The 6,514-nt window shown below is 62.5% G+C and carries 11 protein-coding genes; 10 read left to right on the top strand and 1 reads right to left on the bottom strand.

All coding sequences use genetic code 11. From position 1 onward, the window contains the following. A partial coding sequence (locus CH293_RS01630) for a TerD family protein (RefSeq protein ID WP_255122659.1) occupies positions 1-553 on the bottom strand: 553 nt, incomplete at its 3' end. 248 nt (positions 554-801) lie between these two features. Between CH293_RS01630 and rplN the strand changes: the two genes are divergently transcribed. The 10 genes from rplN (at position 802) to rpmD (ending at position 6,514) form a co-directional block, all read left to right on the top strand. Beyond that, positions 802-1,170, top strand: coding sequence for a 50S ribosomal protein L14 (gene rplN, locus CH293_RS01625; protein ID WP_008718280.1), 369 nt, complete (start codon positions 802-804; stop codon positions 1,168-1,170). Further along, entirely contained in the window at positions 1,171-1,488 is a 318-nt protein-coding gene (rplX, locus tag CH293_RS01620; RefSeq protein ID WP_019663557.1) for a 50S ribosomal protein L24, read from the top strand. Position 1,489: 1 nt separating this feature from the next. After that, complete coding sequence (gene rplE / locus CH293_RS01615; RefSeq protein WP_019663558.1) at positions 1,490-2,053, top strand: 50S ribosomal protein L5; 564 nt, start codon at positions 1,490-1,492, stop codon at positions 2,051-2,053. 4 nt (positions 2,054-2,057) lie between these two features. Next, positions 2,058-2,243 carry a type Z 30S ribosomal protein S14 gene (locus CH293_RS01610; RefSeq protein WP_019663559.1) on the top strand — a complete coding sequence of 62 codons (186 nt, stop codon included), beginning with the start codon at positions 2,058-2,060 and terminating at the stop codon, positions 2,241-2,243. A 230-nt stretch (positions 2,244-2,473) separates the two neighbouring features. Further along, positions 2,474-3,940, top strand: a complete 1,467-nt coding sequence (locus CH293_RS01605) for an APC family permease (protein ID WP_094719157.1) — start codon at positions 2,474-2,476, stop codon at positions 3,938-3,940. Between the two features lie 330 nt (positions 3,941-4,270). Then, on the top strand, positions 4,271-4,669 hold the full coding sequence (gene rpsH / locus CH293_RS01600) for a 30S ribosomal protein S8 (protein WP_019663561.1): 399 nt from the start codon (positions 4,271-4,273) through the stop codon (positions 4,667-4,669). A gap of 14 nt (positions 4,670-4,683) precedes the next feature. Beyond that, positions 4,684-5,223 (top strand): 50S ribosomal protein L6, encoded by a 540-nt coding sequence (rplF, locus tag CH293_RS01595; RefSeq protein ID WP_037108941.1) that lies wholly within the window; start codon positions 4,684-4,686, stop codon positions 5,221-5,223. Position 5,224: 1 nt separating this feature from the next. Continuing rightward, the gene (gene rplR, locus CH293_RS01590) at positions 5,225-5,638 is read left to right on the top strand and encodes a 50S ribosomal protein L18 (RefSeq protein WP_020111156.1); all 414 of its coding nucleotides are present in this window, start codon (positions 5,225-5,227) and stop codon (positions 5,636-5,638) included. 34 nt (positions 5,639-5,672) lie between these two features. Further along, complete coding sequence (gene rpsE / locus CH293_RS01585; RefSeq protein WP_037108938.1) at positions 5,673-6,335, top strand: 30S ribosomal protein S5; 663 nt, start codon at positions 5,673-5,675, stop codon at positions 6,333-6,335. Then, positions 6,335-6,514 carry a 50S ribosomal protein L30 gene (gene rpmD, locus CH293_RS01580; protein WP_019663565.1) on the top strand — a complete coding sequence of 60 codons (180 nt, stop codon included), beginning with the start codon at positions 6,335-6,337 and terminating at the stop codon, positions 6,512-6,514. Before rpsE ends, rpmD begins: the two co-directional genes overlap by 1 nt.

Raw genomic sequence — 6,514 nt, 5'->3', positions numbered from 1 at the left:
GGGTCGGACTCGGGGTGGGTTCGGGACTCGGGGTGTCGGCCGTCGGACTTTTGTCGTCGTCGATGGTGATCCCGAACGCGGTCGCTACACCGGCCAAACCGTCGGAAAAGCCCTGCCCCACGGCACGGATCTTCCAGGCGTCACCGCGTCGGTAGATCTCGAGACAGACGAGTGCATTCTCGGCGCCCAATGCGTCGGCCGGATACATGACGACGGTGGTCCCGGTGGAGTCGTCGACACTCGTCTCGACGGGCCCGGAGGCAGCGAACGTCGGTGCACCGGTGCCGTCGAGAGAGGCAGTGATGGCCACTGTCTCGACAGCTGCGGGGATTCGTTCGGGGTCGACGGTGATCCGGTGGCCGCTCGGGTCTCGGTGGTACTGCACTCCTGGGCCGGAAGGCTGGTTGTAGAAGATCAGGTCGTCGTCCGAGCGCACTTTGCCACCTGCGCCGAGCAGAAGTGCCGACACGTCGACTGCAGCCGAAGTCCGGAGCGTGACAGTCAACGTCCCAGAGGGAGCGGGGCAATTCTCCCCGCGGGCGAGGGTCTTCACGTGCTCCAGTGTGCACGACGTGCGGCGCGGTCCACAGGCGCAGTCCGCCATGCGTCGGGTAACCCGGAGATGTGAGGGATGCGTAGGTGTCGACCAGCCGCGATTTGGAATCGATCCGGTGCGTCCCCTACACTTGACCGGTTGCCTGTGGCAGCGGTGTGTCTTCGTGCGCCCGCTCCGCGGTAGCCGACCGCGCGTGTCGGGACGGAAATCCGGCACGTATGCACATCCAGGTCTAGGAGAAGTTTGTGATTCAGCAGGAGTCGCGAGTACGCGTTGCTGATAACACGGGCGCGAAGGAAATCCTTTGCATCCGCGTTCTCGGTGGCTCGTCACGTCGCTACGCCGGAATCGGCGACATCATCGTAGCTACGGTGAAGGACGCCATCCCCGGTGGAAACATCAAGAAGGGCGAGGTCGTCAAGGCGGTCATCGTCCGTACCGTCAAGGAGCGTCGTCGCCCGGACGGTTCGTACATCCGCTTCGACGAGAACGCTGCCGTGCTGATCAAGCCGGACAACGATCCTCGCGGAACCCGCATCTTCGGCCCGGTCGGCCGCGAGCTGCGTGAGAAGAAGTTCATGAAGATCGTCTCGCTCGCCCCGGAGGTGCTGTAAATGAAGGTGCACAAGGGCGACACCGTTCTCGTGATCGCCGGCAAGGACAAGGGCGCCAAGGGCAAGGTCATTCAGGCTTACCCCGCTGACTCCAAGGTCCTCGTCGAGGGCGTGAACCGGATCAAGAAGCACACCGCGGTTTCCGCGAACCAGCGTGGCGCATCCTCGGGCGGAATCGTCACGCAGGAAGCCCCGATCCACGTATCGAACGTTGCAGTCATCGACTCGGACGGAAACCCCACTCGCGTGGGCTACCGGACCGACGAAGAGACCGGCAAGCGCGTTCGTGTTTCCCGGAAGAACGGGAAGGACATCTGAGATGACTACCACTGAGAACACGCAGCCCCGGCTGAAGGCGCGCTACCGCGCCGAGATCAAGGACGCCCTGAACACCGAGTTCGCATACGACAACGTCATGCAGATCCCCGGTGTCGTCAAGGTCGTCGTCAACATGGGTGTCGGCGACGCCGCCCGCGACGCGAAGCTGATCAACGGTGCAGTTGCCGACCTGGCAGCGATCACCGGCCAGAAGCCGGAGATCCGCAAGGCCCGCAAGTCCATCGCACAGTTCAAGCTCCGCGAAGGAATGCCCATCGGTGCCCGCGTCACGCTTCGCGGCGACCGCATGTGGGAGTTCCTTGACCGCCTGACCTCCATTGCCCTTCCCCGAATCAGGGACTTCCGCGGCCTTTCCGGCACGCAGTTCGACGGCAACGGCAACTACACGTTCGGCCTCAACGAGCAGTCGATGTTCCACGAGATCGACGTGGACAAGATCGATCGTCCGCGCGGCATGGACATCACCGTGGTGACCACCGCAACCAACAACGAAGAAGGCCGCGCGCTGCTCAAGCACCTCGGCTTCCCGTTCAAGGAGAACTGAGTCCATGGCGAAGAAGGCATTGGTCAACAAGGCCAACAAGAAGCCGAAGTTCGCAGTGCGTGGTTACACGCGTTGCAACCGCTGCGGCCGTCCCCACTCCGTGTTCCGCAAGTTCGGCCTGTGCCGTATCTGCGTTCGCGAAATGGCGCACCGCGGAGAACTCCCCGGCGTTCACAAGAGCTCCTGGTGACCTCGAGGCCCTGAAAACGGCAATGTCTCAGGGCCTCGCGTAGTTACCACGCTGACGCATCACGCTGACGGGCGTGGGTTCCGAAAGGAACCCACGCCCGTTTTTCGTGTGCGCCCTCTGCCTGCACTATCGAAGTCGATCGACCCGGCTGCAACGGGTGGACGTTTCGAGTATCCAGACCCCGCCTGCAGGTCTATCGTGAACCGAACCGACGCTTTCGGAGGTTCGCCATGGCAACACTGAAGCACGACGAAGCGCAAGAAGAACAAGGCGAACTGAAACGCGTCCTCGGGCCAGGGCTACTGCTCCTGTTCATCGTCGGCGACATCCTCGGTGCAGGTGTGTACGCCGTCACGGGCGACATGATCTCCAACGTCGGTGGTATCGCGTGGGTACCGTTCGTGCTCGCATTCGTCGTCGCGACACTCACAGCCTTTTCCTACCTGGAACTGGTGACGAAATACCCGCAGGCCGCGGGCGCGGCTCTGTACACCCACAAAGCTTTCGGAATTCATTTCGCGACATTCATCGTGGCTTTCGCCGTGATCTGTTCGGGCATCACCAGCGCGGCCACATCGTCGAACGTCGTGGCAGGCAATTTGCTCGCCGGGCTACACGAAACATTCAGCACCACAGACGGACTCGGTTGGTTCGACATCCCGACAGGCTCGACGGCTCAACTCGTCGTCGCACTGTTGTTCATGGGTTTTCTCGCTGCGATCAACCTCAGAGGCGTCGGCGAATCCGTGAAATTCAACGTTGTGCTGACGGGTATCGAAATGGCCGCGCTGGCAATTGTCATCGTGATCGGATTCGTCGCGGTGGGCCGGGGGAGTGCCGAGGGCGATATCGCCAACCTCGTGGTGTTCGAGGACCAGAACGAGAAAGGCATGTTTCTCGCGGTGACGGTCGCCACGACGATCGCGTTCTTCGCCATGGTCGGTTTCGAGGATTCCGTGAACATGGTCGAGGAGACGAAAGAGCCGCAGAAGATCTTTCCGAAGATGATGTTGTCCGGTCTCGGAATCGCCTGCCTGATCTACGTGTTGGTCGTTGTCGCGGTCATCGCCGTTCTACCGCTGAACTACGACTCGGGAAGTGAAGGAATTCTGTTGCACGTGGTGCGCGTCGGCGCGCCGAGTCTCCCCATCGACGAGATCTTCCCGTACATGACGGTCTTCGCCGTGGCCAATACTGCACTCATCAACATGTTGATGGCCAGCAGATGCGTTTACGGTCTCGCCCGTCAGCGAGTCCTGCCGACGGCGCTCGGAGCGGTGCTTCCGAAACGCCGGTCACCCTGGACCGCAATCCTTTTCACCACGCTGCTCGCGGTGGTGCTGATTGTCGTGGTCAATCGGTTGTCCGGTAATTCGGTGGTCAGCGCACTGTCGGGAACCACCGGCTTGCTGCTGCTCGGTGTCTTCGCCGTGGTGAACGTCGCCTGCCTGGTGCTGAAGCAACGGGCGGACAAGACGTTCTTCCGTGCGCCGTTCTGGGTGCCGGTCGCGGGAGCAGTGCTGTGTCTGTTCCTGGTGGGACCGTGGGCTCGAACCGATTCGCAGATGATTCAGTACAAGATCGCCGGTGCCATGCTCCTGCTCGGCGTCGTCCTGTGGGCGGTCACCTACATCGTCAACCGAGCAACGGGGCAGGGTGCGCCGCGCATCGACGTCGACAGGCTGGATCAGGACTGAGTACGAACGATTTGGAGTTTGCCCACCGGTTGCCTACACTAGTGCGGTTGCCCGGGCTTCGTCGTGCCTGCACACGAGTCCTTGCAATACAGACGCAACCTCGAGTTCTTCGCACGCGGCATCACCACGCGGAAGCTCGAAACACCTGGCAGTGCAGCGATGCATTGCTTGGAGCGCAACCCCTGACCGGCAACAGTCGGTCAGGACATGTTCACTTCGTTGTAGGCCCACGATGTGACGAGCCAGGCCCGGGTTGTTCGCCAACCCAGGGGGCACCAGCTCGCACGTGTTGCATGGGAACCGCTGCGAGAAAGGTGCACAGGTCACACCATGACGATGACCGATCCAATTGCAGACTTCTTGACCCGTCTGCGCAACGCCAACTCGGCGTACCACGACCAGGTGAAGCTTCCCCACTCGAAGCTGAAGGCGAACATCGCCGACATCCTGAAGCGTGAGGGCTACATCGCTGATTTCCGCACCGAAGACGCCGAGGTCGGCAAGACCCTCATCGTCGATCTGAAGTACGGGCCCAGCCGTGAGCGCAGCCTCGCAGGCGTGCGTCGTATCTCGAAGCCTGGTCTTCGCGTATACGCAAAATCCACCAATCTGCCCAAGGTTCTCGGCGGCCTGGGCGTGGCGATCATCTCCACGTCCACCGGTCTGCTCACAGAGCGTCAGGCGGCCAAGCAGGGTGTGGGCGGAGAAGTCCTCGCCTACGTCTGGTAGGGGAGGCCACCACCATGTCACGTATTGGAAAATTGCCGGTCACGGTCCCCGCGGGCGTCGACATCACGATCGACGGCCAGAACGTCGCGGTCAAGGGCCCCAAGGGCGCCCTGAGCCTGACGATCGCCGAGCCCATCCAGATCGCACGCGCGGATGACGGCAGCATTGCCGTGACCCGCCCCGACGACGAGCGTCGTAGCCGTGCACTGCACGGTCTCTCGCGCACCCTGGTCGCGAACCTCATCACCGGTGTCACCAACGGTTACACCACCAAGATGGAGATTCACGGCGTCGGTTACCGAACGGTGCTGAAGGGCAGAGACCTCGAATTCGCACTCGGATACAGCCACCCTGTGCTGATCGAGGCGCCGGAAGGCATCACCTTCACGGTCGAGTCGCCCACGCGTTTCACCATCACCGGTATCGACAAGCAGGCAGTCGGCCAGATCGCTGCCAACATTCGTCGTCTGCGGCGTCCGGACCCGTACAAGGGCAAGGGCATCCGCTACGAGGGTGAAGTTATCCGCCGCAAGGTCGGAAAGACGGGTAAGTGATATGAGCCAGCAAACAGCAGACAAGGCGAAGGTCGACCGCACGCCTCGCGGCACGGACATCTCGACGAAGCGTCGCCTCTCGAAGGCGCGTCGCCACTTCCGTCTCCGCAAGAAGATCTCCGGAACGCCCGAGCGTCCTCGCTTGGTCGTCAACCGCTCTTCGCGCCACATCCACGTTCAGCTCGTCGACGATCTGGCAGGCCACACGCTGGCTTCCGCATCGACGATCGAAGCCGACGTGCGTGCGCTCGACGGAGACAAGAAGGCACAGAGCGCAAAGGTCGGCGAGCTCATCGCCAGCCGCGCCAAGGCAGCTGGAATCGACGCGGTCGTCTTCGACCGTGGCGGCAACAGCTACAGCGGCCGCATCGCGGCTCTGGCCGATGCCGCTCGCGAAGGCGGGTTGGCATTCTGATGATGACTGCAACTGACAACGGAAGGACAGCCTGATGCCGGGACGTCAACGGCGTGACGGCGGAAATGGCCCCGCCGGACAGAACAGTGGACCCAACAGTGGTGGCGACAACCGCGGCGACAACCGTGGTGGACGCGACCGCCGTGACAACTCGCGTGGCGGAAACGCTGCCGAGAAGTCGAACTTCATCGAGCGCGTAGTCGCGATCAACCGCGTCTCCAAGGTCGTCAAGGGTGGTCGTCGCTTCAGCTTCACCGCCCTCGTCATCGTCGGAGACGGCAACGGCTTGGTCGGCGTCGGCTACGGCAAGGCCAAGGAAGTTCCCGCAGCCATTCAGAAGGGTGTCGAAGAGGCCCGCAAGAGCTTCTTCCGCGTCCCGATGATCGGCGGCACCATCACGCACCCCGTCCAGGGTGAGGCAGCAGCAGGCGTCGTCATGCTCCGCCCGGCCAGCGCCGGTACCGGTGTCATCGCCGGTGGTGCTGTTCGCGCCGTGCTGGAGTGCGCAGGCATCCACGACGTGTTGTCGAAGTCGCTCGGTAGCGACAACGCCATCAACGTCGTTCACGCCACCGTCGCAGCCCTCAAGGAACTGCAGCGTCCCGAGGAAGTCGCGGCTCGCCGTGGCCTCACCCTCGAAGAGGTTGCACCTGCCGGAATGCTGCGTGCGCGTGCACAGGCAGGAGCGGTGAAGTAATGGCACAGCTGAAGGTCACTCAGATCAAGAGCACCATCGGCCAGAAGTCGAACCAGCGGGACAGCCTGCGGACCCTCGGACTCAAAGGCATCCGCCAGTCCGTCGTCCGCGAAGACACCCCGCAGACTCGCGGACTGGTCAACGTGGTGCGCCACCTCGTAACAGTTGAGGAGGTCTAA

Origin of the sequence: Rhodococcus sp. 14-2470-1b, from assembly GCF_002259415.1 — a bacterium.
Taxonomy (GTDB): domain Bacteria; phylum Actinomycetota; class Actinomycetes; order Mycobacteriales; family Mycobacteriaceae; genus Rhodococcoides.
This window is presented reverse-complemented; position numbering and strand designations above follow the sequence as displayed.

Excerpts from the sequence above, each read along its gene's own strand:
- rpsH (WP_019663561.1), top strand. The coding sequence starts at position 4,271 with ATGACGATGACCGATCCAATTGCAGACTTCTTGACCCGTCTGCGCAAC.
- rplX (WP_019663557.1), top strand. The coding sequence starts at position 1,171 with ATGAAGGTGCACAAGGGCGACACCGTTCTCGTGATCGCCGGCAAGGAC.
- rplE (WP_019663558.1), top strand. The coding sequence starts at position 1,490 with ATGACTACCACTGAGAACACGCAGCCCCGGCTGAAGGCGCGCTACCGC.
- CH293_RS01610 (WP_019663559.1), top strand. The coding sequence starts at position 2,058 with ATGGCGAAGAAGGCATTGGTCAACAAGGCCAACAAGAAGCCGAAGTTC.
- rplR (WP_020111156.1), top strand. The coding sequence starts at position 5,225 with ATGAGCCAGCAAACAGCAGACAAGGCGAAGGTCGACCGCACGCCTCGC.
- CH293_RS01605 (WP_094719157.1), top strand. The coding sequence starts at position 2,474 with ATGGCAACACTGAAGCACGACGAAGCGCAAGAAGAACAAGGCGAACTG.
- rpmD (WP_019663565.1), top strand. The coding sequence starts at position 6,335 with ATGGCACAGCTGAAGGTCACTCAGATCAAGAGCACCATCGGCCAGAAG.
- rplF (WP_037108941.1), top strand. The coding sequence starts at position 4,684 with ATGTCACGTATTGGAAAATTGCCGGTCACGGTCCCCGCGGGCGTCGAC.
- rpsE (WP_037108938.1), top strand. The coding sequence starts at position 5,673 with ATGCCGGGACGTCAACGGCGTGACGGCGGAAATGGCCCCGCCGGACAG.